At 65.2% G+C, this 25881-nt stretch carries 29 protein-coding genes; 12 read left to right on the forward strand and 17 right to left on the reverse strand.

The genetic code is table 11. From position 1 onward, the window contains the following. Positions 1-15 precede the first annotated feature (15 nt). Positions 16-792, forward strand: a complete 777-nt coding sequence (locus SPH52_RS14020) for a ferredoxin--NADP reductase (protein WP_411795646.1) — start codon at positions 16-18, stop codon at positions 790-792. 106 nt (positions 793-898) lie between these two features. Here SPH52_RS14020 and glnK read toward each other — a convergent pair whose 3' ends face one another. From glnK to SPH52_RS14035, 3 genes are all read right to left on the reverse strand, one after another. Continuing rightward, a complete protein-coding gene (glnK, locus tag SPH52_RS14025; protein ID WP_086509163.1) occupies positions 899-1237 on the reverse strand; it encodes a P-II family nitrogen regulator in 339 nt (112 codons plus the stop codon). Between the two features lie 133 nt (positions 1238-1370). Continuing rightward, positions 1371-2696, reverse strand: coding sequence for an ammonium transporter (locus tag SPH52_RS14030; RefSeq protein ID WP_411795647.1), 1326 nt, complete (start codon positions 2694-2696; stop codon positions 1371-1373). Positions 2697-2732: 36 nt separating this feature from the next. Continuing rightward, the gene (locus tag SPH52_RS14035; protein ID WP_159555400.1) at positions 2733-3071 is read right to left on the reverse strand and encodes a P-II family nitrogen regulator; all 339 of its coding nucleotides are present in this window, start codon (positions 3069-3071) and stop codon (positions 2733-2735) included. Positions 3072-3363: 292 nt separating this feature from the next. Between SPH52_RS14035 and SPH52_RS14040 the strand changes: the two genes are divergently transcribed. Both SPH52_RS14040 and SPH52_RS14045 read left to right on the forward strand, forming a co-directional pair. Next, a complete protein-coding gene (locus SPH52_RS14040) occupies positions 3364-3693 on the forward strand; it encodes an accessory factor UbiK family protein (RefSeq protein WP_411795648.1) in 330 nt (109 codons plus the stop codon). Between the two features lie 75 nt (positions 3694-3768). Further along, on the forward strand, positions 3769-5274 hold the full coding sequence (locus SPH52_RS14045) for a YifB family Mg chelatase-like AAA ATPase (protein WP_411795649.1): 1506 nt from the start codon (positions 3769-3771) through the stop codon (positions 5272-5274). 5 nt (positions 5275-5279) lie between these two features. On the opposite strand, the gene SPH52_RS14050 is transcribed toward SPH52_RS14045, so the two are convergent. Together SPH52_RS14050 and SPH52_RS14055 are read right to left on the reverse strand one after the other, a co-directional pair. Next, complete coding sequence (locus SPH52_RS14050) at positions 5280-5759, reverse strand: hypothetical protein (RefSeq protein ID WP_411795650.1); 480 nt, start codon at positions 5757-5759, stop codon at positions 5280-5282. Further along, on the reverse strand, positions 5753-6736 hold the full coding sequence (locus SPH52_RS14055; protein ID WP_411795651.1) for an alpha/beta hydrolase: 984 nt from the start codon (positions 6734-6736) through the stop codon (positions 5753-5755). The genes SPH52_RS14050 and SPH52_RS14055 overlap by 7 nt, the downstream gene beginning before the upstream one ends. A gap of 306 nt (positions 6737-7042) precedes the next feature. Between SPH52_RS14055 and SPH52_RS14060 the strand changes: the two genes are divergently transcribed. Both SPH52_RS14060 and SPH52_RS14065 read left to right on the forward strand, forming a co-directional pair. Next, positions 7043-9223 carry a malate synthase G gene (locus tag SPH52_RS14060; RefSeq protein ID WP_411795652.1) on the forward strand — a complete coding sequence of 727 codons (2181 nt, stop codon included), beginning with the start codon at positions 7043-7045 and terminating at the stop codon, positions 9221-9223. Between the two features lie 208 nt (positions 9224-9431). Continuing rightward, a complete protein-coding gene (locus SPH52_RS14065; protein ID WP_411795653.1) occupies positions 9432-9848 on the forward strand; it encodes a PaaI family thioesterase in 417 nt (138 codons plus the stop codon). On the opposite strand, the gene SPH52_RS14070 is transcribed toward SPH52_RS14065, so the two are convergent. Beyond that, entirely contained in the window at positions 9821-10228 is a 408-nt protein-coding gene (locus tag SPH52_RS14070) for a DUF423 domain-containing protein (protein ID WP_411795654.1), read from the reverse strand. The two genes, SPH52_RS14065 and SPH52_RS14070, sit on opposite strands and share 28 nt — an antisense overlap. A 103-nt stretch (positions 10229-10331) precedes the next feature. Between SPH52_RS14070 and thiS the strand changes: the two genes are divergently transcribed. From thiS to trmB, 3 genes are read left to right on the forward strand one after another with little or no spacing between them, the layout of a single operon-like run. Beyond that, positions 10332-10532: a sulfur carrier protein ThiS gene (gene thiS, locus SPH52_RS14075; protein WP_411795655.1), complete on the forward strand. Its 201-nt coding sequence runs from the start codon at positions 10332-10334 to the stop codon at positions 10530-10532. A 59-nt stretch (positions 10533-10591) separates the two neighbouring features. Beyond that, complete coding sequence (locus SPH52_RS14080) at positions 10592-11389, forward strand: thiazole synthase (protein ID WP_411795656.1); 798 nt, start codon at positions 10592-10594, stop codon at positions 11387-11389. A 24-nt stretch (positions 11390-11413) separates the two neighbouring features. Then, entirely contained in the window at positions 11414-12151 is a 738-nt protein-coding gene (trmB, locus tag SPH52_RS14085; protein WP_411795657.1) for a tRNA (guanosine(46)-N7)-methyltransferase TrmB, read from the forward strand. On the opposite strand, the gene SPH52_RS14090 is transcribed toward trmB, so the two are convergent. Continuing rightward, the gene (locus SPH52_RS14090) at positions 12078-13016 is read right to left on the reverse strand and encodes a DMT family transporter (RefSeq protein WP_411795658.1); all 939 of its coding nucleotides are present in this window, start codon (positions 13014-13016) and stop codon (positions 12078-12080) included. The genes trmB and SPH52_RS14090 overlap by 74 nt on opposite strands. An 85-nt stretch (positions 13017-13101) precedes the next feature. On the opposite strand from SPH52_RS14090, the gene SPH52_RS14095 reads away from it, so the two are divergent. Continuing rightward, positions 13102-14010, forward strand: coding sequence for a LysR family transcriptional regulator (locus SPH52_RS14095; protein WP_411795659.1), 909 nt, complete (start codon positions 13102-13104; stop codon positions 14008-14010). 233 nt (positions 14011-14243) lie between these two features. On the opposite strand, the gene SPH52_RS14100 is transcribed toward SPH52_RS14095, so the two are convergent. Continuing rightward, positions 14244-15161: an AEC family transporter gene (locus SPH52_RS14100; RefSeq protein WP_411795660.1), complete on the reverse strand. Its 918-nt coding sequence runs from the start codon at positions 15159-15161 to the stop codon at positions 14244-14246. 78 nt (positions 15162-15239) lie between these two features. Between SPH52_RS14100 and SPH52_RS14105 the strand changes: the two genes are divergently transcribed. Both SPH52_RS14105 and SPH52_RS14110 read left to right on the forward strand, forming a co-directional pair. Then, entirely contained in the window at positions 15240-15806 is a 567-nt protein-coding gene (locus tag SPH52_RS14105; RefSeq protein ID WP_411795661.1) for a hypothetical protein, read from the forward strand. Then, entirely contained in the window at positions 15803-16396 is a 594-nt protein-coding gene (locus tag SPH52_RS14110) for an SCO family protein (RefSeq protein WP_411795662.1), read from the forward strand. The genes SPH52_RS14105 and SPH52_RS14110 overlap by 4 nt, the downstream gene beginning before the upstream one ends. A gap of 53 nt (positions 16397-16449) precedes the next feature. On the opposite strand, the gene SPH52_RS14115 is transcribed toward SPH52_RS14110, so the two are convergent. The 7 genes from SPH52_RS14115 to SPH52_RS14145 form a co-directional block, all read right to left on the reverse strand. Next, positions 16450-17484, reverse strand: a complete 1035-nt coding sequence (locus SPH52_RS14115; RefSeq protein WP_411795663.1) for a prolyl oligopeptidase family serine peptidase — start codon at positions 17482-17484, stop codon at positions 16450-16452. 10 nt (positions 17485-17494) lie between these two features. Next, positions 17495-18178: an FKBP-type peptidyl-prolyl cis-trans isomerase gene (locus SPH52_RS14120; protein ID WP_411795664.1), complete on the reverse strand. Its 684-nt coding sequence runs from the start codon at positions 18176-18178 to the stop codon at positions 17495-17497. 101 nt (positions 18179-18279) lie between these two features. Next, complete coding sequence (locus SPH52_RS14125) at positions 18280-18723, reverse strand: universal stress protein (protein WP_411795665.1); 444 nt, start codon at positions 18721-18723, stop codon at positions 18280-18282. A gap of 30 nt (positions 18724-18753) precedes the next feature. Continuing rightward, positions 18754-20037, reverse strand: a complete 1284-nt coding sequence (locus SPH52_RS14130; protein WP_411795666.1) for a TRAP transporter large permease — start codon at positions 20035-20037, stop codon at positions 18754-18756. 24 nt (positions 20038-20061) lie between these two features. Next, entirely contained in the window at positions 20062-20649 is a 588-nt protein-coding gene (locus SPH52_RS14135) for a TRAP transporter small permease (protein WP_411795667.1), read from the reverse strand. A 206-nt stretch (positions 20650-20855) separates the two neighbouring features. After that, complete coding sequence (gene dctP / locus SPH52_RS14140) at positions 20856-21875, reverse strand: TRAP transporter substrate-binding protein DctP (RefSeq protein ID WP_411795668.1); 1020 nt, start codon at positions 21873-21875, stop codon at positions 20856-20858. A gap of 101 nt (positions 21876-21976) precedes the next feature. Next, positions 21977-22501, reverse strand: a complete 525-nt coding sequence (locus SPH52_RS14145) for a TIGR02444 family protein (RefSeq protein ID WP_411795669.1) — start codon at positions 22499-22501, stop codon at positions 21977-21979. A 78-nt stretch (positions 22502-22579) separates the two neighbouring features. On the opposite strand from SPH52_RS14145, the gene SPH52_RS14150 reads away from it, so the two are divergent. Further along, complete coding sequence (locus tag SPH52_RS14150; protein WP_411795670.1) at positions 22580-24532, forward strand: ATP-binding cassette domain-containing protein; 1953 nt, start codon at positions 22580-22582, stop codon at positions 24530-24532. Positions 24533-24535: 3 nt separating this feature from the next. Here SPH52_RS14150 and dtd read toward each other — a convergent pair whose 3' ends face one another. After that, positions 24536-24973: a D-aminoacyl-tRNA deacylase gene (gene dtd / locus SPH52_RS14155; protein WP_411795671.1), complete on the reverse strand. Its 438-nt coding sequence runs from the start codon at positions 24971-24973 to the stop codon at positions 24536-24538. Between the two features lie 62 nt (positions 24974-25035). After that, positions 25036-25881, reverse strand: coding sequence for a universal stress protein (locus tag SPH52_RS14160; protein WP_411795672.1), 846 nt, complete (start codon positions 25879-25881; stop codon positions 25036-25038).

Raw genomic sequence — 25881 nt, forward strand, 5'->3', positions numbered from 1 at the left:
TAGATAGGAGCCGGCATGAGCAAGTTCGCACTGGAAGACGTTCTCAGCGTTCACCACTGGAACGATACCCTGTTCAGCTTTCGCACCACCCGCGAGCGCAGCCTGCGTTTCAAGAACGGTCAGTTCGTGATGATCGGCCTGGAAGTGAACGGCAAGCCGCTGATGCGAGCCTACTCCATCGCCAGCCCCAACTACGAGGACCACCTCGAGTTCTTCAGCATCAAGGTGCCCGACGGCCCGCTGACCTCGCGCCTGCAGCACCTCAAGGTAGGCGATCAGATCATGGTCAGCCGCAAGCCCACCGGTACCCTGGTCACCGACGACCTGCTGCCGGGGCGCAACCTCTACTTCCTTTCCACCGGTACCGGCTTGGCGCCGTTCATGAGCCTGATTCAGGACCCGGAAGTTTACGAGCGCTACGAGAAGGTGATCCTGGTGCACGGCGTACGCAGCGTCAGCGAGCTGGCTTATGCCGACTTCATCCAGAAGGAGCTGCCGGCCCACGAGTACCTCGGTGACGAGATCAAGGAGAAGCTGGTCTACTACCCCACCGTGACCCGTGAGGAGTTCCACACCATGGGCCGCCTGACCGATCACATCCGCAGTGGCAAGCTGTTCGAGGACACCGGCGTGGCGCCGATGGATCCCAAACAGGACCGCGCCATGATCTGCGGCAGCCCGGCGATGCTCGACGAGACCAGCGCGCTGCTTGACGACCTTGGCTTCAATATCTCGCCGCGCATGGGCGAGCCGGGCGACTACGTGATCGAGCGCGCCTTCGTCGAGAAGTAAGTGAAACGTGGCTGCGCTCGGCCACGCTTCGGGCGTTCGCCGGCGTTTCAAAAAACCCCACGGCCTCACGGCCGTGGGGTTTTTGCATGCCTGGGTTGCGGCTGGGTCAGACCGCGTCCTTGCCGGTTTCGCCGGTGCGGATGCGAATGACCTGCTCCAGCGGGGTGATGAAGATCTTGCCGTCGCCGATCTTGCCGGTATTGGCCACTTGGGTGATGGCATCGATCACCTGCTCGACCAGGTCGTCGTCGATGGCGATCTCGACCTTCACCTTGGGCAGGAAATCGACCACATACTCGGCACCGCGGTAGAGCTCGGTGTGACCCTTCTGACGGCCGAATCCCTTCACCTCTGTCACGGTGATGCCCTGTACCCCGATCTCCGAAAGCGACTCGCGAACGTCGTCGAGCTTGAACGGCTTGATGATGGCGGTCACCAGTTTCATGGTCTGTTTCCTCATGGTCGGTCGGGGTTCATGGTGAACCCGAGCGGGTACGGATCGTTGGCCTCAAGCATACACCGCCCTCGGCAGGAAGAAAAAAGGCTCCCCGCAGGGAGCCTTGCAAGAGTGATGTAGCTTACTCGGCGTGCGGCTGGCCGATCGGTGCGCCGGCGCCATAGCCACCGGACTGCGGACGTCCACCGCTGCCGCCATAGACCCTGGCGACGCTGAATTCTGGATAGGCTTCCATACCGCACTCGGCAAGGTCGACCCCTTCGTACTCTTCCTCTTCGCTGACCCGTACGCCCATGATCGCCTTGATGATCAGCCATACGGCCAGGCTGGCGGCGAAGACCCAGGCGAAGATCGCCAGCCCGCCGATGATCTGGGCGCCGAAGCTGGCATCCGTATTGGTCAGCGGCACGGCCAGCAGACCCCAGATACCCACCACGCCGTGCACCGAGATGGCGCCGACCGGATCGTCGATCTTCAGCTTGTCGAGGGTGACGATGGAGGCCACCACGATGGCACCACCCACGGCGCCGATCAGTGTGGCACCCAGCGCGGTGGGCGCCAGCGGTTCGGCGGTAATGGCCACCAGGCCGGCCAGGGCACCGTTCAATGCCATGGTCAAGTCGGCCTTGCGGAACCAGACCTTGGCCAGAATCAGCGCGGCGATCACACCACCGGCGGCGGCGGCATTGGTGTTGACCAGCACCTGGGCCACGTTGTTGGCCGAGGACACGTCGGAGAGCTTGAGCTCCGAGCCGCCGTTGAAGCCGAACCAGCCCATCCACAGGATGAAGGTACCCAGGGTGGCCAGCGGCAGGTTGGCACCGGGGATGGCATGGATGCTGCCGTCCTTTCCGTACTTGCCCTTGCGCGGACCGAGGATCAGCACACCGGCCAGCGCTGCGGCCGCACCGGCCAGGTGAACGATGCCTGAGCCGGCGAAGTCGGAGAAGCCCAGCTCGTCGAGCCAGCCCTCACCCCAGGTCCAGTAGCCGGACACCGGATAGATGAAGCCGGTCATGACCACGGCGAAGGCGAGGAAGGCCCACAGTTTCATGCGCTCGGCCACTGCACCGGAGACGATCGACATGGCGGTGGCGACGAATACCACCTGGAAGAAGAAGTCGGCGCGCATGGAATAATAGGGGGCATCCTCGCCGCCGGCGGTAACCGCATCGACGCTGTTCTCACCGCCGATCAGAACGCCCAGGTTGGGCAGGATGCCGCCGGCATCGCTCGAATACATGATGGAGTAGCCCACCAGCAGGTACATGGTGCAGGCGATGGCGAACAGGGCGACGTTCTTGGTCAGGATCTCGGCGGTGTTCTTGGCGCGGACCAGGCCGGCCTCGAGCATCGAGAAGCCAGCGGCCATCCACATGACCAGCACGCCGCAAATCAGGAAGTAGAAGGTGTCGAGCGCGTAGCTCAACTCTGCAAGTTCACTCATGGGAGTTCTCCATCGCTCTTGTATTAGTGGGAGCCGTTACACGGCCTCGGCGCCGCGCTCGCCGGTACGGATGCGAATTACATCCTCCAGCGGCGTCACGAAAACCTTGCCGTCGCCGATCTTGCCGCTGTTGGCCGCGCTGCAGATGGCATCGAGCACGCTCTCGACGCGGGAGTCGTCCACGGCAACCTCGACTTTCACCTTGGGTAGAAAATCGACCACGTATTCGGCGCCACGATAGAGCTCGGTATGACCTTTCTGGCGACCGAAACCCTTCACTTCGGTCACGGTGATGCCTTGGACGCCGTTGTCGGCCAGCGCCTCACGTACGTCGTCGAGCTTGAATGGCTTGATGATGGCGGTGATGAGCTTCATCGCATCTCTCCCTGCTGGAATATAAGGCGGCGGGGGTCGCCGGCCGGCTGTACTACGCGTTATGCGCAGACCATGCCAGACTGGACCTTTATTTCTCATAAACAGATGGTTGCAGGGGTATCTACCTATGTCATGCGCTCCAATGGCGCACCGATCACAGTCGCCTTGCACCAGGGTGGTGCTTGCGCGTAGTGCAGGTGCGCCATGACGGGGCGGGAGAAGAGAATGCGTCGTGGCGGGGCCTTGCGTATGCTGTAGGGCAACATGTGCAGGCCAACAGGAGAAGCGCACCATGGCGAGTCAGGACCCCATCAGCCGGCTGGCACAGCAGCTCGGCGAACGCCTGCAGGGCGCGGCCCAGGCGCCGGAGGAACTCCACAAGGGCGTGCAGCAGATTGTGCGCGGTGCCTTCGACCGGCTCGAACTGGTATCGCGGGAGGATTTCGACATCCTGATGGACGTGCTGCAGCGTACACGGATCCGGGTCGAAGCCCTGGAGCAGCAGGTCGCGGCCCTGGAGAAGGCGTTGGCGGCCCGCGAGACCCCGGTGACCCAGGCGACTCTCACGCCGCCCGAGGATGCGGCCAAGGACGACGGCGAACCCGGCGAAGCCAAGCGCTGAGCTAGCGTGGAGAGCCCATTGCAGCACAGTGCTAGTATCTAGCCCTTACGCTAATGGAAAGCGAGGGACCGCAAGATGCTGGCGATCGTTGCCACACGGGCCGGCCTGGGGCTGGAAGCGCCCGAGGTACAGGTCGAGGTACATCTGGCCAACGGCCTGCCGGGAATGACCCTGGTGGGCCTGCCCGAGGCCGCCGTCAAGGAGAGCCGCGAGCGGGTGCGCAGCGCCCTCGTCAACGCCGGCTTCGATTTCCCCAATACGCGAAGAATCGTGCTCAACCTGGCGCCTGCCGATCTGCCCAAGGTCGGTGGGCGCTTCGATCTACCCATCGCCTTGGGCATCCTGATCGCCTCCGGCCAGCTTCCCGGTGAGGCCCTTGCGGAGATCGAGAGCGTCGGCGAGCTGGCGCTGGACGGTCGTCTGCGCCCCATCAGCGGCGTGTTGCCGCTGGCGCTGGCTGCCAGAAAGGCCGGACGCAAGCTTATCGTGCCCAAGGAGAATGCCGACGAGGCGGCGCTGGCCGGCGACCTGCAGGTACTGCCGGCCGAGCATCTGCTCGACGTGATGGCGCACCTGCTGGGCCAGAAACCCATCGCTGCGCACCGTCTCGACAAACCGCCCGTCTTCGATTCCCGCGAGGGCGATCTGGCCGAGGTGCGTGGCCAGCACCAGGCTCGCCGCGCGCTGGAGATCGCCGCGGCCGGTTCACACAACCTGCTTTTTGCCGGCCCCCCCGGCACCGGCAAGACCATGCTGGCGAGCCGCCTGCCGGGTATATTGCCGGAGCTTACCGAGGAGGAAGCCTTGGAAGTGGCCGCCATCCGTTCGGTGTGCGGCCTGCCGCTGGCCGAACAGTGGGGGCGCCGGCCTTTCCGCGCGCCGCATCATACCGCCAGCGCCGTGGCCCTGGTCGGCGGCGGCTCCTGGCCGCGGCCGGGCGAGATCTCGCTGGCCCACCACGGCGTGCTGTTCCTCGATGAGCTGCCCGAGTTCAGCCGTCATGTGCTCGAGGTGATGCGCGAGCCGATGGAGTCGGGCCGTATCCACATCGCCCGTGCCAATCACGAACGTAAATTTCCGGCCAGATTTCAACTCGTTGCCGCCATGAATCCGTGTCCCTGCGGCCATCTGGGCGACCCACGCCAGGCCTGCCAATGCACCGCGGCACAGATCCAGCGCTACCAGTCGCGGCTCTCGGGGCCGCTGCTCGACCGCATCGACCTGCAGATCGAAGTGCCGGCACTGCCACCGGAGCAGCTCACGTCCCGTGAGGTAGGTGAAAGTTCGGCGGAGGTGCGCGCCCGGGTCGTGGCCGCTCGCCAGCGGCAGTACGCACGCGGCGCGCTCAACGCCCACCTGGGCGGGCGCGAGCTGGAGGCAGCCTGCGCCCTGTCGACGGCAGATCGCGCCTGGCTGGCCAGCGTGCTAGAGCGCCTGCGCCTTTCGGCGCGCGCCTACCACCGGGTGCTGCGGGTGGCGCTGACGCTGGCCGATCTTGCGGCCAAGCCGCATCCGGAGCGCGGCGAATTGATGGAGGCGATCGGCTATAGGCAGCTGGATCGTCAATTGCGCCAAGGTTAACGCTCCTACAACGCCGTGGCGTCGAAGGCGCCCTCGATCTCGGTCTCCCACAGCGCGCTCTCCGCGTCGGGACGATAGAGCGACAGGGTCAGGCGGTAGGGCAGCAGGTCGCGGTCGGTCAGCTGCAGGCGTGGCGCGGTGGCTTCCAGGCGGCTCTCCATGCGCCACTGGTGGTCGCCTCCTTCGCCGCTCATGGCGGGGCGCCAGTCGATCACCTGGGGGCTGTCGCTTGCACCCAGCAGGGCGCGCGTAAGGCTCTCCAGGAAGCGTTCGCTGCCGATCTCCAGGCTGGCGTCCACCGCCGGCGATACCAGCAGCAGTACCTGGTCCTGCGGTGGCTGCAGGGCGTCCACGTCCATCACCCTGGCGACGGCACGGTCGCTCAGGTTCTGCAGCGCGCGACGAATGGGATCGGGCTCGGGGGGCTGGGCAGCACATCCGGCGAGCAGGGCGAACGACAAGAGCAGTGCGATACGTCTCAGCATCGGTAGAGGCGCTCCTGATTGGCCGAAGCAAAGCCTTGTTCCAGCTCGGCAACGAAAGCGTCGAGGGAGGTGAACAGGGCGGCGCGAATGGGCTCGGCCTCGTTGACGAGATGGTGGCGAGCATCCGGATGACGCTGAATGCGAGCGTTGGGAAACTTGCCCTCCAGCACCGCCAGGTTCCACTCCCAGTCGACGGTGAGGTCCTGCTCCCCTTGCAGGATCAGGGTGGGAATGTCGCACGGGGGCAGGGCAAGCAACTGAGGCATCCAGCGGCGCATGGCACTGACCCAGTTGAGCGAGAGGTGTTCCGGCTGCAGCGGGTCGTGTTCGCGCAGGAAGGCTGCGAACTCGGCATCGGTGGAGTTCGCCCCGAAGCGGCGCGGCAGGGTCTCGACGAAAGGGCCCACAAGCGTATGCAGCCATCCTGCCTGGGGCCAGCCGACGGGGCGCACCAAGGGCGCGAGCAGGGCGAGGCCCGACCAGTGCCCTTCGCCGGGCCGGCTCAAGGCATCGGTGGCGAGAATGGCTGCGCCAGTGCTCTGACCGATGCCGAGCCATGGCCGCGGGGCCAGTCCCCCGGCATCCAACTGTTCCTGCAGGGCGTGCAGGCATTCGCCGTAGTGCGCGAAGTCGTCGATACAGGCACGCTTGCCACTGGACAGGCCATGCCCCGGTAGATCCCACAACACCACCCGCCAGCGTCGTTCCAGCAGCCGTTCCAGCAGGTGACGATAGAGACCGAGGTGGTCGTAGTAGCCATGCACCACGAATGCCGTGCCGATCGGCTCCGTCGGGCTCCACACCTGGGTCCACAGTTGGTAGCGCTGTGTGTCCACATAGCCAACGTAGAGGCCGACCTGCTCGGTGAGCAGCGGGGCGAGGCCGTAGTGGGCCAGGTAACCGGTAAGCGAGGGCTCTCCCTCGGCGCGGAAGGGGGCGATCGGCCCCAGAGCCTGCAGGGGGGTGAAGTCGGTCATGGCGTTTTCCCTCGGGTCAAGACATTGTCCCCTCGAATCCATTCGTCTGCAGCAGCACACAAGCGTGCAGCAAGTTTACCCACCGGCCATGCTATTGGGTGAGCTATCACTGTGATAAGCCACACTTTTTCTGACCATATGGTCAAAATAACGGGTCTTAACCCTATGTCTAGTAGGGTAGCCCTACCTTCGGGTTTACATATGGAACAGTTTTCCACAAAATTGGCGCCTCGCAGTGGTATCACCCCCACGAATTGCGGCTGGCCGAGAGCATGTCATCGGCCGCCACGCAGGAGGAGACTTCCCATGTCCGAACGTGTCACACGCCATCGTCTCCAGGTGGCCGCTGAACTGGACCGCTTCATCAACGACCAGGCGCTTCCCGGGACCGGCCTGGATGCCGAGCGCTTCTGGGCCGGGGTCGATGCCATCTTTCATGATCTGACACCAAAAAATCGTGAATTGCTCGCCGAGCGGGAGCGCCTGCAGGAGCAGTTGGACACCTGGCACCGCGAGAACCCTGGCCCGGTCCGGGACATGAGCGTCTATCGCGCCTTCCTCGAGGAAATCGGCTATCTGGTGGAAGCGCCTTCACAGGTCACGGTATCCACCGCCAACGTCGACCGTGAAGTTTCCACCCAGGCTGGCCCACAGCTGGTGGTGCCGGTGAGCAACGCCCGCTATGCGCTGAATGCCGCCAACGCCCGCTGGGGCAGCCTCTACGACGCGCTCTACGGTACCGATGCCATCTCCGAGGCGGACGGCGCCGAGAAGGGTAGCGGCTATAACCCCAAGCGCGGTGAGAAGGTCATCGCCTATGCCCGTGGTGTACTCGACCTGGCCGCGCCGCTGGCTACCGGCTCCCACCGTGATGCCGTCAAGTATGCGCTGCGTGACGGCCGTCTGGTGGCGACCCTCGAGGGTGGTCGCGAGGCCGGCCTCAAGGAGCCGGGCAAGCTGATCGGCTACCGCGGCGAGGCGGCAAGCCCCGAGGCGATCCTGCTGACCAACAACGATCTGCACCTCGAGATCCAGATCGACCCCAGCCATCCGATCGGCCAGACCGACCCGGCCGGCGTCAAGGACCTGCTGGTCGAAGCCGCGCTCACCGCGATCATGGATTGCGAAGACTCCGTGGCGGCGGTCGATGCCGAGGACAAGGTCGGCGTCTATGAAAACTGGCTGGGCCTGATGAGGGGCGATCTGGAGGAAGCCATCGAAAAGGGCGGCAAGACCTTCACTCGTCGCCTCAACGAAGATCGCCACTACACCACGCCGAACGGCGGTAGCCTGACCCTGCCTGGCCGCTCGCTGATGTTCGTGCGTAACGTCGGCCACCTGATGACTACCCCGGCGGTGCTCGATGCCGACGGCAACGAGCTGCCCGAAGGCATCCTCGACGGCATCGTCACCAGCCTGCTGGCCATGCACGACCTGAAGAAAGGCGAAGGAGATGCGCGCAACTCGCGCAGCGGCTCGGTCTACATCGTCAAGCCGAAGATGCACGGGCCGAAGGAGGTCGCCTTCTCCAACGAGCTGTTCGGCCGCATCGAGGACCTGCTCGGCCTCGCCCGTGACACGCTCAAGATGGGCATCATGGACGAGGAGCGCCGCACCTCGGTCAACCTCAAGGCGTGTATTGCCGAGGCCGCCTCGCGGGTAGTGTTCATCAACACCGGCTTCCTCGACCGTACCGGCGACGAGATGCACACTGCCATGGAAGCGGGCCCGATGATCCGCAAGGGCGACATGAAGAACTCTGCCTGGATCACGGCCTACGAGCGCAACAACGTCCAGGTCGGCCTGGCCTGTGGCCTGCGCGGCCGTGCTCAGATCGGCAAGGGCATGTGGGCCATGCCCGACCTGATGGCGGCCATGCTCGAGCAGAAGATCGGCCACCCCAAGGCCGGTGCCAACACCGCCTGGGTGCCTTCACCCACCGCCGCCGCGCTGCACGCGCTGCACTACCACCAGGTCGACGTCGCAGAGATCCAGCGCGAGCTGGAGGCCAAGGGCGAGCCCGACCTGTTGGATGACCTGCTCACCGTGCCGGTGGCCGAAAAGGCCGGGTGGTCCGATGCGGAGCTGCAGCAGGAGCTCGACAACAACTGCCAGGGCATCCTCGGCTACGTGGTGCGCTGGGTCGAACACGGTGTGGGCTGCTCCAAGGTGCCAGATATCCACGACGTGGGCCTGATGGAGGATCGCGCCACGCTGCGTATCTCCAGCCAGCACATCGCCAACTGGCTGCACCACGGTGTAGTCGACGCCGAGCGCGTGCAGAAGACGCTGGAGCGCATGGCCAGGGTGGTCGATGAGCAGAACGCCGGCGACCCCGCCTACACCGCGATGAGCGCCGACTTCGAGGCTTCTAGCGCGTTCAAGGCCGCCAGCGACCTGATCTTCAAGGGCCGTGTGCAGCCCTCCGGCTACACCGAGCCGCTGCTGCACCAGTGGCGTGCCGTGCACAAGGCCAAGGTGAGCTGAGCACAGGCTGAGACTTGAGCTCAACGTAGCGCCCCGGGTACCCGCCCGGGGCGCTTTGGGTTATGTTGGCTGCGTTATTGCCACAACCTCGCACAGCCCACAGGAGCCGCCCGATGACCGTGATGACCGCCGCCGCCATCGAGGATTTTCTCGACGAGGTCTTCCCCCAGCGTGCCGGCACCATCGAGGCGGTTNCAGGAGCCGCCCGATGACCGTGATGACCGCCGCCGCCATCGAGGATTTTCTCGACGAGGTCTTCCCCCAGCGTGCCGGCACCATCGAGGCGGTTGACGACATGCGGGCGACCATGAGCCTGGCCATCGAGGACGAACACCTGCGGCCCGGCTCCTGCGTCTCGGGGCCCACCATGATGGGCCTGGCGGACGTCTGCCTCTACGTGGCGATCCTGGCCCAGATCGGCCCCGAGCCGATGGCCGTCACCACCGATCTCAACTGCCACTTCCTGCGCCGCGCCCGTGGCGATCGCGACCTCATCGCCAACGCCCGCGTGATCAAGCTGGGCCGACGCCTGGCGGTGGGCGAGGTGCACCTCTTCTCCGCCGGCGACGAGCGCCCGGTGGCGCACGTTACCGCCACCTACGCCATTCCCGACTCGGACGACTGAGCATCGGGCCTGGCGCGCAGAACGCAGACGGCAAGCGCCAGCCAGCCAGCGATCATCAACACGCCGCCGAATGGCGTGATCATTCCCAGGCCGCGCAGCCCCGTCAGCGCCAGCGCATAGAGAGAGCCGGAGAACAGCAGCACTCCTGCTGTCCAAAGGCAGAGCACGAGGTGCTGGCCGCGCAAGGGTCGCGAGGCGCGCCAGGCCAGCACGGCGAGCATCGCCAGGGTATGCCACATCTGGTAACGCACGCCGGTCTCGAAGGCGGCGAGCAGCCTTTCGGGCAACTGGCCCTGCAAGGCGTGGGCGGCGAAGGCGCCCCCCATCACCGCCAAGGCGCCCGAGAGCGCCACCAGGCACCACCACCCGCGATCGAGCATATTGTGTTGCTCCTGGACAAGGGATTGCCGCCTACCGTACCGCGGGGGGCGCTAAGGGGCTACAATATCGGCCCGCGACACTCGTCAACGTAGAGAGGACGCCATGCAGATCCAGCTCAACGGTGAGGCCCGCGACCTTGCCCCCGGCCTCACGGTGGCGCAATTGATCGACAGCCTTGGCCTGAACGGACGGCGCATCGCCGTCGAGCGCAACGAGGAGATCGTGCCGAAGAGCGAGCACGGCACCACGCCCCTGACCGACGGCGACCGTATCGAGATCGTCCACGCCATCGGCGGCGGCTAGAGGCGCCTTCGCCCGACCGTTGCCCGACTCAGACTCCGCTACAGACACAGGCTCATGCGATGACAGACTTCTTCCAGGATCAGCCGCTGCAGATTGCCGGCCATGCCTTCACTTCCCGCCTGCTGGTCGGCACCGGCAAGTACAAGGACTTCGACGAGACGGCCGACGCCATCGCTGCCTCGGGCGCCGAGGTGGTCACTTTCGCCGTGCGCCGCACCAACCTTGGCCAGGAGGCCGGGCAGCCTAACCTGCTCGACGTGGTGCCGCCGGAACGCTTCACCCTGCTGCCCAATACCGCCGGCTGCTATACGGCCAAGGATGCCGTGCGCACCTGCAAGCTGGCGCGCGAGCTGCTCGACGGCCACAAGCTGGTCAAGCTGGAAGTGCTGGGCGACGACTCGACCCTCTACCCCAACGTGACCGAAACCCTGAAGGCGGCCGAGGAGCTGCTTGCCGACGGCTTCGACGTCATGGTCTACACCAGCGACGACCCCATCGTGGCGCGTGAGCTCGAGCGCCTGGGTTGCTGCGCGATCATGCCGCTGGGCTCGCTGATCGGCTCCGGCCATGGCATCCAGAACCCGCACAACATCCGCCTGATCATCGAGCAGGCCAGCGTGCCGGTGCTGGTGGACGCCGGCATCGGCACCGCTTCCGATGCCGCCATGGCCATGGAGCTGGGCTGCGACGGTGTGCTGATGAACTCCGCCATCGCCCACGCGCGCCAGCCGGTGCTGATGGCCAGCGCCATGAAGAAAGCCGTCGAGGCCGGTCGCGAGGCCTTCCTCGCCGGGCGTATGCCGCGTCGCCAGAGCGCCGACCCCTCCACGCCCTTTGCCGGCCGCATCAACGGCTGAACCACCGGAGCAGCAGCGAATTCCATGAGTGATCCGCAACACGATACCACCACCGGCCCGGAGGGGCCGGACGCCCCGCTGCATCGTCGCGGTATCAAGAGCTACGTGCTACGTGCCGGTCGTATGACCCAGGCCCAGACCCGTGGCCTCGAGGAGGTCTGGCCGCGGCTGGGCCTGACCCTGGCCGACGGACGCCAGGACCTCGATGCCCTGTTCGGTCGCCATGCCCCGCGGGTGGTGGAGATCGGCTTCGGCATGGGCGCCTCGCTGATCGAGCAGGCCGAGACGCATCCCGACACCGACTTCATCGGCATCGAGGTGCACGCGCCGGGCGTAGGCAAACTGCTCGACGAGGCGGACAAGCGCGGCCTGAGCAACATCCGAGTCTATCGCGAAGATGCCCTGGCGGTGCTTGAGCAGTGCCTGCCGGAAGCGAGCCTCGATACGCTGCAGCTGTTCTTCCCCGACCCCTGGCCGAAGAAGAAGCACCACAAGCGGCGCATCGTCCAGCCCGCCTTCGTCGAGCTGATCCGCACGCGCCTGAAGATGGGCGGCACGCTGCACATGGCTACCGACTGGCAGGCCTACGCCGAGTGGATGGCCGAGGTGATGGAGGCCGCTCCCGGCTATGCCAACACCGCTTCGCCGGAGACCGCGCCCTACGTCCCCCGGCCGTCGTTTCGCCCGCTCACGAAGTTCGAGGTTCGTGGCGAGCGATTGGGGCACGGGGTCTGGGACCTGCTGTATCGACGCTGCGCATAGCCAGGCCCGCGCCGGCGATGGCGATCGCCATGCCGGCGATGCCCTGGGCACTCGGCTGCTCGCCGAACATGGCCGCTGCCCAGAGCAGGGTCACCGCGGGGGTAAGGTAGATCAGCGATGAGGTCAGGGTCACGCCGAGCCGGCGCAGGCTCGCGACGAAGAAGCCGTATCCCCCCAGGCTGGAAAGCATCACCAGCCAGCCGATCGCCGAGATGCTGAGCCGATCGGTGGGCAGGGCCGGCGCGCCACCCGCCACGATCATTGCCGCCAGGGTGAATATCCCGGTGGCGGCGAACAGCTGTACCATCAGGGTCGCCGCCAGCGGCATGGCGGTCGCCCAGCGAACGGCGAGCAGGCTGCCGAGAGTCACGGCCACTACCGAACCCAGCGGCAGCGCATAGGCCCACAGCGGCGCACTGCCGCCGCCATGCTCGATATCATTTACCACATAGAGCAATACACCCAGCGTGGCGATGGCCATGCCTGCCCAGCCCCGGGCCGACAGACGTTCACCGAGCCAAGGCCCTGCAAGCGCTGCGGCGAGCAGCGGCTGCAGCGCCGTGATCAGGGCGGTCACTCCGGTGCTGACGCCCTGCTCGAGCGCCAGTATCACCCCCAGCAGGTAGCCGCCCATGGTCAGGCTGCCGACGGCCATTTCCCGCACCACATCGCGCTGGGCCAGTCGGACATCGCCGACCAGTCGCCACCAGAGCGCGACCAGCAGGCTCGCCAGCAGAAAACGCCAGGCGAACAGCGACAGCACGGGCGTATCGGCCTCGGTCGCCAACCTGCCTCCGACGAATCCGGAACTCCAGCACACCACGAAGCCCATGGCGATAAGCGGTGAAACCCATGACGCTCGCATTTCTCCTCCCTCCTGGTGAATGGCCTTGAGCATGGGGGAGAAATGGATTTCAATAAATCGATAACTATTCGAGTGAGCATTCAATATGTCTGAAGTCTCGTCTGCGGCGCTGGACCTGGAGCTGTTGCGCAGCTTTCAGGCGGCCGCCCAACTGGGGTCGCTGGCCGCCGCGGCACAGCAGCGCCATCGAACCGTTGGCGCCATCAGTATGCAGATCAAGCGCCTCGAGGAGGTGCTGGGGTCTCGGCTGCTCGAGCGGGGCTCCCGGGGCGTGAAGCCCACGGCCGTAGGCGAGGCCTTGCTGCTGGAGTCCCGCGAGCTTTTGCGACTGCATGACGGCATGCTCTCGCGCTTCACCGGGCGCGGCCTGGGGGGCAAGCTGCGCCTGGGCTTGCCGGAAGATTATGCGCGGGAGCTACTGGGCAGCGTGCTGCCGGAGTTCATGGCGCACCACCCCGATGTCCTGCTCGAGATCGTGACTGCCACCAGTGGTGAGTTGGCCCGACAGTTGAGCCGCTCCCAGCTGACGCTGTCGGTGCTGCTGGATCGCCCCAACCCGCTGCCGGGCGGCGAGGTGCTGTGGCATACCTCGCCGGTGTGGGCCGGCCCCCGGGTCGGCGACCTGAGCGACAGGCCACGCCTTCCCCTGGCGCTCCACGAGGTGGATTGCCCCTATCGGGCCCTGGCCATCGAGGCGCTCGAAGCGATCGGCCGGCCCTGGCATGCGGTCTTTACCAGCACCAGCATCCACGCCGTCGAGAAGGCGGTGGAAATGGGCCTGGCGATCAGCGTACTCGACCGTGAACGGCTGACCGGAGCCATGCGCGAACTGGGCCCCGCGGAGGATATGCCCCCGCTGAAACGCTGCGAGGCGAGGCTCCATTTCGCCCCGCATATCGCCCCCGCCTCCCAGCCGGCGGCAGAAGCGATGGCCCACCTGCTGCGCGACCGCCTGACCCATCGCGGGCCCTGGCGCGGTGCTGGCGCGTCCTGAGAGAAGCGGCAACGTCGGTGGATAGCCTCTAGTGAATGAAGAGGAGCATATGAAGGAACAAAAAAAGCGCCCTCAGGGAGGGCGCAGGCAAGACCGTGACTAGCAATGAGGGGGAGAAACCATAGCGGGAAACTGGCGGTTCCCCTAATGGCCGTGATGCCTCATCAACACCACGCATTCAATGTAATCCATTCTCATTATCGATGTCAACACGAATGCGAATGTTTTTTATTTCAGCTTCCTGCCAAGTGAAGCCATACGGGTAGAGTGAGCATGGCGAGCAGGGTCTGGCCGGTGATCAGGGCGGCCATCAGCTCGGAATCGCCGCCCAGCTGACGCGCCAGGATATAGGCCGAGGTGGCGGTGGGCAGGGCGGCGAACAGTAGCGCCACGTCGCGACTGACGGCATCCAGCCCGAGCAGAAGCGCCACGCCGAACACCAGGGCGGGCATCAGCACGAGCTTGACCAGATTGGAGGCCCACACTCCACGGTCGACTCTCAGCAATGCCTGTGGGCGCAGGGCTACGCCAACCGCGACCAGGCCCAGCGGCAGGGCGGCCCGCCCGAGTAGCTCCACGGTCGCCCCGCTCCAGCCGGGCAGACCGATGCCGGTGAGGTTGAGGCCGATGCCAGCCAGGCAGGCCAGGATCAAGGGATTGCGTACCAGCGCCGCCAGGCTCTTGCCCAGGCTGGAAGGGCCCAGGGTGCCGGCGGCAATGAAGCTGGCCACGCACAGCACGTTGACCACTGGGACCATCAGCGCCACGGCAACCGCTGCCACCGTGGCGCCGGCCGAGCCATGCAGTGCGGCGGCACCGGCGACTCCTACATAGGTGTTGAAGCGCAGCGCGCCCTGGAACACCGAGGTGAAGGCGGCGGGCTCGAGGCCCAGGCGACGCTGTGTGGCCCACAGCAGCCCCGCGAAGGCCAGCATGCCGCCGAGCAGGGCGAGGGCCAGGCGGACCACCGGTACTTCGCCCACGTTGGCGGTCGCCAGGGTGGCGACCAGCATGGCGGGGAAGAGCAGGAAATAGATGACCTTTTCGAGCTGCGCCCAGAACTCACCGTTCGGCTGGCGTAGACGTCCCAGGGCAGCGCCGAGCAGTATCAGCAGAAACAGGGGCCCCAGCGCATTGGTAACGCCTTCCATCTCAGTATCCTTGAATGTCAGGTGGCCGGTGCAACCGTTAAACCCTGCGACAACGGTACACGTCAGGCCGGGAGGCAAATGCTGTTAAGCTTACCGCCTATTGCCGTCCAAGGAAGTGCCGCTTTCGCCGCCATGTCTTCGCCCACCCTGCCCGATGCTGGCGAGCCCCGCTTTCCGGGACTACGCCTGATGATGCTGGCCACCCTGCTGACCCTCAGCGTGGCGTTGTGGTATCTGCTCTCGCACCTGGTGCGCGGTGGCTCGGACGTCGATTGGTATCTCGCCACACTGCCCTGCGACCTACGCCAGGCCGCCTGCAGCGCCAGCCTTGGCGAAGGGCGCATGCTCACCTTGAGCGTCGACGCTCCCCAGGGCATCCATGCGCTCGAGCGCCTGCCGTTGACGGTACGCGTGGATGGCGTCGAGGCGCGGTCGGCCAGCGTCGATTTCGTGGGGCGCGACATGGATATGGGCTTGCATCGCTTCCCCTTGAACAAGCAGGATAACGGTCGTTTCGAGGGGATTGGCCAGGTGCCGATCTGCACCGAGTCGGTCATGCCCTGGCAGGCACAGGTGGTGGTGGAAACCCCTGAAGGCCGGTTGGGAAGCCGATTCGATTTCACGGTGGAGCGGAGTTTGCCATGAAAGGGCAGCGTATATGGGTGGCACTGGGGGCATTGATCGTCGTGGTGGTTGTCGGTGGACTGTTCGGCTACCAGCAGCTGCAGCAAGCCGATGACGGCAGCCCGCGCGGCGGGCCGGTTGAACTGCCCTCGACCCAGGGCGATTTCTCCCTGACCCAGCTCGAGGAGGACCAGGTGGCCGTGCTGTTCTTTGGCTACACCTACTGCCCGGACGTGTGCCCGATGAGCATGGCGGTCATGCGCCAGGTGATGCAGGGGCTGGATGATGAGCAGCGGCGCCGAGTGGTTCCGGTGCTGGTGTCGGTGGACCCCGAGCGCGATACGCTGGAACGTCTCAGCGAGTACGTAGGCTATTTCGGCGACGACTTCATCGGTGCCACCGGCAGCCAGGAGCAATTGGAAGAGCTGGCCGACCGCTATGGCGTGATCTGGCGTCGGGTGGAGACTCCCGACTCGGCGATGGCCTACACCATCGACCACAGCTCCTCGCTCTACCTGGTCGATCGCGAAGGCACGATACTTCAGCGGGTGCTCTACTCGCCGACGCCGCACCCGCTGCGCTCGGCGCTGGAACAAGAACTCGGCGGATAAGGCAGCTTGCCGCGCCGGGCTCGAGCAGCCTCTGCCTCTTCAGCGCTTTCCGCTTACTCCTCCGGTGTCTCCTCGAGGCGCTCGACCATGGTCATCAGGGCCTGTACCTGAACGCCTTCCCGGGTGTCGTGCAACGGGTCGAGCTGCCAGGTGCTCTCGGTGAACCCCCACCAGTCCCAGCAGCCCTGGGGGTTGGCAAGGCTGGTGGTTGCCTGGGGGTAGAGCACGACGCGGCGGTTGCTTTCCGCCCACTCGTTGAGCCCGCTATGCAGAATGAAGGCCTCCTTGACCTGCTCGTCGGCCATGCCGCAGCCATGCAGTGCCAGCGTGAGGCTGCAGCCTCCCGACTCACAGCCCTCCGGAATGAACACGTAGCCGGCATCGCCCAGGCCGCGAGCTGCAAAGGGAGACTGGTCGAAACGCAATAGCCTTCCCGTCGCTCTATCCACGGGTGGCTCCAGCGGGCCATGCAGCCAGGTCAAGGCCTCGCCTGAGATGTCAATGCCACAAGCCAGCAGATGAGTACCGCCTCCAGCCCGGCATTGGGCCAACTGGCTGGGTGGAATTAGCTCGTTGCCCTCGATGGGCCAGCCATGACCGACTCCCGGCGATTGCACCACCCGCAGTTGGGCGTCCGGGTCAGCCAACCAGCCGGTCATCTGCTCGGCCAGTGCCACGCCGAGTGAGGGATCTACCACGCTGTCCGCTTCACCATGCCAGACGAAGGCGCGCAGCGTGGCTAGCTCGGCGGCTTCTCCCACCAGCCCGCGGGCCTGGTAGTCGCGCAGGCGCACGTTCAAGCCGGCAAGGTCGGGTGGCCCTCGCCGCGTCGCCATGCACTGGCCGAGCGCCTGACCCAGACCGCCCTGGGCGCAGCTCCACGGGCCCGCAGCAAGTACCGCCACGCCCTTGAAGCGTTCCGGCCAGGCAACGGCCAGTTGGGTGGCCATGTAGCCGCCCGAGGAGATACCGATCACGCCGATGTCGTCGGGGTCGATGGCTAGCCGGGGCAGCTCCGGCAGCCGCTCCTCGGCGTGTACGGCAGACACCAGCAGCAGCCCGGCGGCTAACAGGATGGAGGCTTTCATTGGGCCGTCGTCATTCCATGACATCGAGCAGTTCGACGCGGAAGATCAGCGTCTCGTTGGGCCCGATGGGACCCTGGCCCTGGGCGCCGTAGCCGAGCTCGGGCGGAATGAAGAGCATCCAGGTATCGCCCACGCTCATCAGCTGCAGCGCTTCCTGCCAGCCCTCGATCACCTGGTCGACGCGGAAGCTCAGCGGTTGGCCGCGTTCGAAGGAGCTGTCGAATACCGTGCCGTCGACCAGGGTGCCCTCGTAGTGCACTTCGACATGGGAGCTTGGTCCTGGGCTTTCGCCGTCACCGCTTTCCAGCACTTCGTACTGCAGGCCCGAATCGGTTGTGGTGACATCCTCGCGCTCGGCGTTCTCGGCCAGGAAGGCCTGCCCTTCGGCAAGATTCAGCTCGGCCATCTCCTCGGCCTCGGCCTGGCGCGCGGCCAGCGCGTCCTGTTGGAAGCGGCTCAGGGTCTCGGCCATCTCATCCGCTTCCATGGCCAGGTCGTTGCCTTCGATGAGATCGCGAATGGCGTCGGTGAAGGCGTCGACGTCGAGTTCGGGATACTCCTGTGCGATGCTCTGGCCATAGGCGACGCCCAGGCTGTAGCTGAGACGTTCGTCCTCGGTTTCCGGCGCAGCCAGAACGAACGGCGCTGCGGCCACCAGGGCAACCAAGGAGGCTGAAGTCAGCAGTATCTTCATGCAGAGTCCTATCGATTAGTCGTTGAGCGGCGTGCAACAGTACTCGGACTCTATCAGGGCGGGCCCGGTTCCGCACCAGCGGTGCTTCCGGCCCGGCAGGTTCATACCACCAGGGTGGGGCAGTGGGCGGAGCCCGCGACACGTTGGGCCACGCTGCCCAGCAACAGGCTCTTCTCGCCGTTGGTGCCCTGGGCGCCGATCACGATCAGGTCGCACTCCCGCTTGCGCGCGAAGCGTACGATGGTGCGCGAGGGGCGGCCGCCCTTGACGAAGGCGCGCAGGCGGGCCGGGTCGGTGCCCAACTCGACCGCTTCACTCTTGGCGTGCACGGCAATCTCGGTGGCGTACTCCTTGAGCGCGTCGTCGGGGATGTCGAGCTTCGCTGGACGCACCATGGAGAGCGATGCCTCCAGCAGGCTGTGGTGCTTGAACACGCACAGCACATAGAGCTCGGCGCCGGTCAGCAGGTGCAGGCTTACGGCCTTCTGCAGTGCTTTGAGAGCGCCCTTCGAGCCGTCCACCGGTATCAGTATGCGATTGAACATCTCAGCATCTCCTCAGCGTCGGGCGGCTCGCTAGCGGAAGGCCAGGTCGCGCAGGAAAAGCGCGATCTGCGGGAACATGATGATCAGCGCCGCCGACAGTATCAGCATGAAGACGAAGGGCGGCGTGCCGCGTATCACCTCCCAGTAGGGTCGCTTGAAGATGGCGATGGCGGTGAAGATGTCGCAGCCGAAAGGTGGCGTCGCCGAGCCTATCGCCACCTGCAGCGTGATCAGCACGCCTACCAGTACCGGGTCGAGGCCGGAGGCGGCGATGGCCGGAGCAAAGATTGGCGTCAGTACCAGGATCACCACGATGGGGTCGACGAACATGCAGGCGATGAAGAAGGCCACCGAGATGGCTATCAGCACGCCGATGGGGCCGGCCTCGTTGATACCGAAAGCCCCCAGCAGCGTTTGCGGAATCTGGGCGAAGGAGATGATCCAGGAGAAGCCGTTGCCCACCGCCACCAGGATGAAGACCACCGCGGTGATCAGGCCGGTGGACTTGGCGATGGCGTACATGTCTGGCAGCTTCAGCGAACGGAAGATCACGAACTCGAGCAGCACGGCATAGAGCACGCAGGCCGCGGCGGCCTCGGTGGGGCTGAATATGCCGCCGTAGATGCCGCCAACGATGAGTACCGGGAAGCCCAGCGGCCACAGTGCGTCACGCACGGCAAAGGCGCGCTCCTTCCAGCTCGACTTGGGCTCGGTGGGAACCTTGTGCACGATGGCATAGATGATGCAGTACACCGAGAACAGGACGAGTATCAACAGGCCTGGGCCGATCCCGGCGATGAACAGCTCGCCGATCGAAGTGCCCGAGATGACCCCGTAGATGATCATGCCGATGCTTGGCGGTATCAAGAAGGCGATGTCGCTGGAGTTGATGATCAACGCCAGGGTGAAGGAGTCCTTGTAGCCGGCCTTGAGCATGCGCGGCCGCAGCGGCGAACCCACCGCCACCACGGTGGCCTGGGTCGAACCCGACACGGCGCCGAACAGGGTACAGGAGGCGGCGGTACTCACCGCGAGCCCACCCTTGATATGGCCGACGAAGCTCATGACCATGTCGATCAAGCGACCGGCCGATTGGCCGCGGGTCATGATGTCGGCGGCGAGGATGAACATTGGCACGGCGATCAACGCCGTGGGACGAATGCCTCCCATCATCTGCTGGATGAGGGTTTCCATCTGACCGAAGCCGCCAAAGGTCATGTAGAAGCCGACGAAGGCCGCCGTCGCCAGGGGTATCATCATCGGGAACCCCAGCAGCAGGAGCACGATCATGATGGAGAGTATGATGGTTGTCATGGTTATTGTTCCTCGCGCCCTGCGTCAGACTTCCGTTTCGGTATCCTTGTAGCCATCGACCACATGGGTCGACAGATAGACGTCACGGGAGGTGAGATTCTTGATCGCTGTCAGCAGATATTGGATGCCGGTAATGGCGAAGCCGACGGGCACCCAGAGGTAGATCGTCCATACCGGGATGCTCAGCGACGGCAGCACGCGACCGCGGCCGTAAAGGGTCTCGATATAACCGATCGAGAAGTAGCAGAGCACGAACATCACCAGCGAGGTGAACAGGCTGATGCCTATCATCAGCCAGCGGCGACCGCCGGTGGGCAAGGCATCGTAAATCGCCGACATGCGAATGTGACGACCGTGGCGTGCCGCATAGCCGAGCCCCGCAAAGGTGATCATGACGATCAGGATGCGATTGACCTCCTCGGAGAAGTGCAGGCTCTCGCCGAAGGCGAAGCGGCTTATCACGTTGGCCACGGTATTCACCGCCATAAGGATCACGCCCAGCGCCAGAATGACCGACTCGGCGCGGCTGATCCATGTATCGACGACGCCGAGCGGGCCGGGAAGCGTGGATCGGTAGTTCTTCTCGGTTATGTCTTCTTCACTCATGTCCATATCGGCAAGGCTCCGAGCTTCGATGCGTAGAATGAGCGCAACGTCGGGGTTTCGTTGAATGTCAGGGTACGTGCTCACGCCAGTCGCTGCCGCTCGGCCTTCAACGCTGGTTGGCCGCAGCTATGAGCGAGCCGCTGAAAACAACGAGGGGGCAGCCCGCCGGCTACCCCCCTCGTTTACTTACACGGCGGCGAGTCGCTCGAGGCTTACTCGTCGCCGGTCACGGCTTCCAGATCGGCCTTGAACTGCTCGAGCAGTTCGCGACCGCCCTCGCCGGTCATCTCGATGAAACGTTGCTCAACCTGCGGTGCGCGCTCGCGGAAGGCCTCGATCTCGTCCTCGTCGAGGCGAGTCACGGTGACCTCGCTGGAGGCTTCCTGAATCTTCTCGAGCGACTCATCGGCTAGACCGGAGATGTGCTCGATGGTGTGTTCGTAAGCCGCATCGGCTGCGTCACGTACCAACTGCTGATCCTCCTCGGAGAGGCCGTCGAAGAAGTCCTGGTTGGCCATCATCGCAGTGGTGAACCAGCCATGGCCGGTGAAGACCAGGTGCGGGGATACCTCATAGAGACCGCCGGACTCGATCCAGAAGATCGGATTCTCCTGACCCTGGATGATACCGGTCTGCAGGCCGCCGTAGACCTCACCCCAGGGCAGTGGCGTCGGGGTGGCGCCGAAGGCCCGATAGGTCTCGGAGAGCAGCGGGTTGGTCATGGTGCGGATGTTCTTGCCACGCAGGTCTTCCGGGCGACGGATCGGCTCGTCCACGGTGACGACCATCTCGCCCTCCGGATACATCTTGAGCAGCTCGAGGCCCTGCTCGGCATAGAGCTCCGGGAACATTTCGTTGATGGCCACGCTCTCGTCGAAGAACTTGAGGACGGTCTCTTCGTCGGTGGGCAACAGATAGGGAATGAAGAAGATCTGGGCTTCGGGAATCAGTGCGCCGGTGAAGCCGGGCGACTGGTTGACGAACTGCAGGATGCCGGCCTGGGTCTGCTCCATGATATCGTCGGATTCACCCAGCTCGCCGAAGCGGTAAATCTGCACGGTGTGGTCGGAGTTTTCCTCGATGTATTCCTTGAAGGCGACGGCAAATACGTCCTGAACGTCACCCTCGAATTCCTCATGCGCATAACGCCAGTTATCGGAATAAGCGGCAGCCGACATGCCGAACAGCAGTGCGCCGATACTGGCAGTGGTCAACAGCTTGGTTGCCTTCATTATTATGTTCTCCTCGCAGGTTTGGCCCGTGAAAAAAGCGATATCAGCAGGCATCGGTAGCCACAAAAGACTACACAGCTTTTTTCAGGCTAGCGTGCCCCCTACAGAGGGTCAAGCTGGCATTCGAGGGTTTGAGCTGCCAAAAGTTGCGCTTTTTTCTGTAATTTCCAGCGACTTGCCAGGGAATTTTCGAGACTTGATGCGGCGGGGGATAGTGCGGTCAGATGGTCGGTCTGCTCGGCCAGTTGCTGGAGGCGCTCCAAAGTCTCGCGCTCGGCTGCCAGCTCGGCCTGCTGGATTCGTCTACGCACCTCGGCAGTGCCGGGGCTGCGGGCAGCCTCGGCCTTGAGCTGGCGACGCAGGCTGCGTAGCGCTAGCGTCACCTCTTCCTGCCAGCGGCGAATGGCCACCAGCCCGGACGGTTCCTGGGCCAAGGCCAGGCGGTGACGATACAGCCAGCAGTGCCAGATGAGCTCGCACACGTCGACGCCCGCTTCATCCTGCAACAGCAGGCAGGCTTCCTCCACGCCGGGACGGCCATAGAAAGCCAGGGCAAAGTCCCACAGCGGATCGGCAGTCAGTTCAGCCCGCAGAACAGCGGCGGTTACGGTAGAATCGTCACTCATGATCGGCGATCGCCAGCCGCAGCTTCGAGAGGAGCTCCGTGCGGTGACCGTCCCCCTGTATTGCCAGTTGGAGCCTGCATGATTGCACTGCGCCAGGTTGCCCTGCAACGCGGCACCCAGACCCTGCTCGAGGACGCCGAGCTGACCCTGCACGCCGGCCACAAGGCCGGCATCGTCGGTCCCAACGGTGCCGGCAAGTCCAGCCTGTTCGGCTTGCTGTTGGGCACGCTCGGACCCGATCGCGGCGAGGTCGAGATGAGCGGGGGGCAGCGAATCGCCCATATGGCCCAGGAGGTCGACGCGCTGGATCGCGCCATCGTCGACTACGTACTCGACGGCGATCGCGAGCTACGCCAGGCCGAGGCGGACCTGGAGACAGCGCGCCAGCGCGGCGATGCCCACCGCGAGGCCGAGCTGCACGGCATCATCGAAGCGCTGGATGGCTACAGCGCCCCGTCCCGCGCCGCCCAACTGCTGATCGGGCTGGGCTTTACCCAGGTCGACCTCAAGCGACCGCTGTCGGCCTTTTCCGGCGGTTGGCGCATGCGCGCCAACCTGGCGCGTACGTTGTTCATGCCCTCGGACCTGCTGCTGCTCGACGAGCCCACCAACCACTTGGACCTCGATGCCCTGCTGTGGCTCGAGCAGTGGCTGGTTCGCTACCCCGGCACCCTGCTGCTTATCTCCCACGACCGCGACTTCCTCGACGCAGTATGCGACCACGTCGTCCACTTCGACCGGCGTCGGCTGGTGCTCTATCGCGGCAACTACTCCACCTTCGAGCGCACCCGCGCCGAGAAGCTGGCGCTGCAACAGGCCGAGGCGGCCAAGCAACAGGCCCGGCGTGAGGAGATCGAGCAGTTCGTGGCGCGTTTCAAGGCCAAGGCGAGCAAGGCGCGCCAGGCCCAGAGTCGCATGAAGATGCTCGAACGCATGGGCGATATCGCCGTGGCCCATGCCGACTCGCCGTTCCACTTCACCATCCCGGCGTCGGACAAGACCTCCCACCCTTTATTGGTGCTCGATCAGGCTCGGCTTGGCTATCGGGACGAGGCGGGTCATGAGAAGGTGCAGCTCGACGAGGTCAAGCTGACCCTGTTGCCGGGGCAGCGGATCGGCCTGCTGGGGCCCAACGGGGCCGGCAAGTCGACGCTGATCAAGTCGCTGACCGGCGAGCTGTCGCTGCTCGCAGGCAAGCGTACCCCGGGCGAGCACCTCGCCGTCGGCTACTTCGCCCAGCACCAGCTCGAAGGGCTCGACATGACCGCGACGCCGTTCATGCATGTGCAGCGGCTTTCGCCCACCGCCAGCGACCAGGCGATTCGCACCTTCCTCGGCGGCTTCGGCTTCAAGGGGGATGACGCCTTCGGCGAGGTAGGGCGTTTCTCCGGTGGCGAGAAGGCGCGGCTGGCGCTGGCACTGGTGGCGTGGCGCAAGCCCAACCTGCTGCTGCTCGACGAACCGACCAACCACCTCGACCTGGAGATGCGCGAGGCGCTCACCGAAGCGCTGGCGAGCTTCGAAGGCACGGTGATCCTGGTCTCCCACGACCGCCACCTGTTGCGCGCCACGGTGGATGAGTTCTGGAAGGTAGCCGACCATCGCGTCGAACCCTTCGATGGCGACCTCGAGGACTACCGCGCCTGGCTCAAGGCGCGGCTGGAGGGTGAGCGTCGCGAGGCGCGGGCCGACAAGGCCGAGCGCCAGGCGGAGAGCGCTGCGCCCAAGGAGGACCGCAAGGCGAGCCGCCGCGCCGCCGCCGAGCTGCGCGAGAAGCTGCGTCCGCTGAAGAAGGCACGCGACCGCGCCGAGCAGGCGATGGAGAGAGCACAGGGCGAACTCGCCGTAGTGGAAGAGTCGCTGGGCGACGCCGAACTCTACACCGACCCGGCACGCAAGGCCGAGCTCACCGAGCGGCTGGCCCGCCAGGGCGAGCTGAAGTCACGGCTGGAAGAGTTGGAAGTCGAATGGCTGGCCGCCGAGGAGGCGCTGGAAGCAATGGAGGCGGAGCTGCTGGAAAGCGGGGCCTGAGCCTCAACTCTCCAGCAGGAACGTCACCGGGCCGTCGTTGATCAGCTCGACCTGCATGTTGGCAGCGAACTCGCCGCTGGCAACTTTTGGCCAGGCCGCTTCGGCGCGTTCGAGCAGGTAGTGGAACAGCCGCTCGCCGTCGGCCGGGGGGGCGGCGCTGGAAAAGCTCGGGCGTAGCCCCTTGCGGGTGTCGGCGGCCAGGGTGAACTGCGATACCAGCAGCAGCCCGCCCTCGACCTGTTGCAGGTTGAGGTTCATCTTGCCCGCCTCGTCGGCGAAGACCCGGTAGTGCAGCAGTTTGTGCAAGAGGCGCTCGGCGGCGGTCGCATCGTCGCCCTTCTCCACCCCCACCAGCGCCAGCAGGCCGTGATCGATGGCACCCACCACTCGTTCATCCACCGTCACGCTCGCGCGGCGCACGCGCTGTATCAGGGCCTTCATAGGGTGAGGTTTCCTTTCTGGCTACGAGTTCGCCGAAAGGGTATCACGCTCGGAAGAGGGTGTTACCAGGCGCGGCACAACATGATGTCACAGTGCGGCTCGGAGAGCAGTGCCTCGGTGATATGGCTCTGGCGCCCCAACTGGCCGCGGCTGCTCAGCGCCAGCAGGTCGGGGGGCTGGCGCCGTAGCTGCGTCAGCAGTACTTCCAGCGGCTCGCCCTGCTCGAGGACCAGCTCGACCTCCGGCACGCTGTCCAGTTCTGCCATCAACTGATCGGTCTCGCGCTCGAGCTGACAGCGCAGGCGTTCGACCTCGCGATCGCGCCAGCGGGCGTAATCGCTGTCGGAGCCCAGTTCGCGTTCGCCGGGAATGTCCCAGGCGTGCAGCAAGGTCAGTTTGGCCTCGGGGAAGCGCTTGAGCGTTTCGCGCAGGGTGTTGCGGCTGGCCAGCGAGAAGTCCACCGGTACCAGAATGTCCTGCCAGTCGCGGTTGGCCGGCTGTGATACCGACAGCACCGGGCAGGGTGCGCTGCGCAACACTCGTGACAGGGTGGTGCCGGCGACCAGGTCGGGTTGGCCGCGCTTGCGGTGGGAACCCAGCACGATCATGTCCACCTCGCGGTCGTGCGCTTCGCGAATGATCTCGGCATAGGTGGCGCCGGCTACTGTCTGCAGCAACACGCTTGGCTCCGGCAGCGCATAGTCTTCGCGTATGTCCGTCAGGATCGCCTGCATGTCATCGACGACTGCCTTTTCGAGGTCATGCAACACCCGGCGTGGCAGGTAGGGGTCGAGCACATGGATCACGTCCAGCCTCGCGCCGCTCTCGACGGCCAAGCGAATGGCGCGGGCGAAGGCGGCGCGATTCTCGGCCGAGAGGTCACAGGCAAACAGCAGGGTCTGAGTCAT

Origin of the sequence: Halomonas sp. A29, assembly GCF_046723295.1 — a bacterium.
Lineage (GTDB): Bacteria > Pseudomonadota > Gammaproteobacteria > Pseudomonadales > Halomonadaceae > Halomonas.

Coding starts and splice junctions, on each gene's coding strand:
- SPH52_RS14020 (WP_411795646.1), top strand. CDS start 16: ATGAGCAAGTTCGCACTGGAAGACGTTCTCAGCGTTCACCACTGGAAC.
- glnK (WP_086509163.1), bottom strand. CDS start 1,237: ATGAAACTGGTGACCGCCATCATCAAGCCGTTCAAGCTCGACGACGTT.
- SPH52_RS14030 (WP_411795647.1), bottom strand. CDS start 2,696: ATGAGTGAACTTGCAGAGTTGAGCTACGCGCTCGACACCTTCTACTTC.
- SPH52_RS14035 (WP_159555400.1), bottom strand. CDS start 3,071: ATGAAGCTCATCACCGCCATCATCAAGCCATTCAAGCTCGACGACGTA.
- SPH52_RS14040 (WP_411795648.1), top strand. CDS start 3,364: ATGGCGAGTCAGGACCCCATCAGCCGGCTGGCACAGCAGCTCGGCGAA.
- SPH52_RS14045 (WP_411795649.1), top strand. CDS start 3,769: ATGCTGGCGATCGTTGCCACACGGGCCGGCCTGGGGCTGGAAGCGCCC.
- SPH52_RS14050 (WP_411795650.1), bottom strand. CDS start 5,759: ATGCTGAGACGTATCGCACTGCTCTTGTCGTTCGCCCTGCTCGCCGGA.
- SPH52_RS14055 (WP_411795651.1), bottom strand. CDS start 6,736: ATGACCGACTTCACCCCCCTGCAGGCTCTGGGGCCGATCGCCCCCTTC.
- SPH52_RS14060 (WP_411795652.1), top strand. CDS start 7,043: ATGTCCGAACGTGTCACACGCCATCGTCTCCAGGTGGCCGCTGAACTG.
- SPH52_RS14065 (WP_411795653.1), top strand. CDS start 9,432: ATGACCGTGATGACCGCCGCCGCCATCGAGGATTTTCTCGACGAGGTC.
- SPH52_RS14070 (WP_411795654.1), bottom strand. CDS start 10,228: ATGCTCGATCGCGGGTGGTGGTGCCTGGTGGCGCTCTCGGGCGCCTTG.
- thiS (WP_411795655.1), top strand. CDS start 10,332: ATGCAGATCCAGCTCAACGGTGAGGCCCGCGACCTTGCCCCCGGCCTC.
- SPH52_RS14080 (WP_411795656.1), top strand. CDS start 10,592: ATGACAGACTTCTTCCAGGATCAGCCGCTGCAGATTGCCGGCCATGCC.
- trmB (WP_411795657.1), top strand. CDS start 11,414: ATGAGTGATCCGCAACACGATACCACCACCGGCCCGGAGGGGCCGGAC.
- SPH52_RS14090 (WP_411795658.1), bottom strand. CDS start 13,016: ATGCGAGCGTCATGGGTTTCACCGCTTATCGCCATGGGCTTCGTGGTG.
- SPH52_RS14095 (WP_411795659.1), top strand. CDS start 13,102: ATGTCTGAAGTCTCGTCTGCGGCGCTGGACCTGGAGCTGTTGCGCAGC.
- SPH52_RS14100 (WP_411795660.1), bottom strand. CDS start 15,161: ATGGAAGGCGTTACCAATGCGCTGGGGCCCCTGTTTCTGCTGATACTG.
- SPH52_RS14105 (WP_411795661.1), top strand. CDS start 15,240: ATGCTGTTAAGCTTACCGCCTATTGCCGTCCAAGGAAGTGCCGCTTTC.
- SPH52_RS14110 (WP_411795662.1), top strand. CDS start 15,803: ATGAAAGGGCAGCGTATATGGGTGGCACTGGGGGCATTGATCGTCGTG.
- SPH52_RS14115 (WP_411795663.1), bottom strand. CDS start 17,484: ATGAAAGCCTCCATCCTGTTAGCCGCCGGGCTGCTGCTGGTGTCTGCC.
- SPH52_RS14120 (WP_411795664.1), bottom strand. CDS start 18,178: ATGAAGATACTGCTGACTTCAGCCTCCTTGGTTGCCCTGGTGGCCGCA.
- SPH52_RS14125 (WP_411795665.1), bottom strand. CDS start 18,723: ATGTTCAATCGCATACTGATACCGGTGGACGGCTCGAAGGGCGCTCTC.
- SPH52_RS14130 (WP_411795666.1), bottom strand. CDS start 20,037: ATGACAACCATCATACTCTCCATCATGATCGTGCTCCTGCTGCTGGGG.
- SPH52_RS14135 (WP_411795667.1), bottom strand. CDS start 20,649: ATGGACATGAGTGAAGAAGACATAACCGAGAAGAACTACCGATCCACG.
- dctP (WP_411795668.1), bottom strand. CDS start 21,875: ATGAAGGCAACCAAGCTGTTGACCACTGCCAGTATCGGCGCACTGCTG.
- SPH52_RS14145 (WP_411795669.1), bottom strand. CDS start 22,501: ATGAGTGACGATTCTACCGTAACCGCCGCTGTTCTGCGGGCTGAACTG.
- SPH52_RS14150 (WP_411795670.1), top strand. CDS start 22,580: ATGATTGCACTGCGCCAGGTTGCCCTGCAACGCGGCACCCAGACCCTG.
- dtd (WP_411795671.1), bottom strand. CDS start 24,973: ATGAAGGCCCTGATACAGCGCGTGCGCCGCGCGAGCGTGACGGTGGAT.
- SPH52_RS14160 (WP_411795672.1), bottom strand. CDS start 25,881: ATGACTCAGACCCTGCTGTTTGCCTGTGACCTCTCGGCCGAGAATCGC.